Source organism: Inquilinus sp. OTU3971 (assembly GCF_038440215.1).
This window is the reverse complement of sequence record NZ_JASATH010000478.1, coordinates 1-241: the sequence shown is the minus strand read 5'-3', so window position 1 is coordinate 241 and position 241 is coordinate 1. Positions and strand designations below refer to the sequence as shown.

The 241-nt window shown below is 69.7% G+C and carries 1 protein-coding gene; it reads right to left on the bottom strand.

Annotation, left to right across the window (positions count from 1 at the left end; genetic code table 11):
* Window positions 1-241 (bottom strand): hypothetical protein (locus AAHM41_RS40495; RefSeq protein WP_342242298.1); only part of this gene is annotated, 241 nt, incomplete at both ends.

Below are 241 nucleotides of genomic sequence, written 5' to 3'. Positions count from 1 at the left end.
TCGCGGGCGAAGCCCCAGTCGGCGCCGAACAGGAAGCGGGCGCCGGCCGGGGTCTCGAACGCCTCGACCTTCCAGTTCCTGAACACCCGCGCCTCGCTGACGCGCAGATAGCCGCCGAGCCAGACATGCTGGTACTTGTCCGGGTCGCGGTCGCGGTCCCATTCCATCTCGGCCTGCAGCACCTTCGGGAACCGCGGGTTCTCGGTATAGTTGGCCGGGATCAGCACGGTCCGCGGCGGCG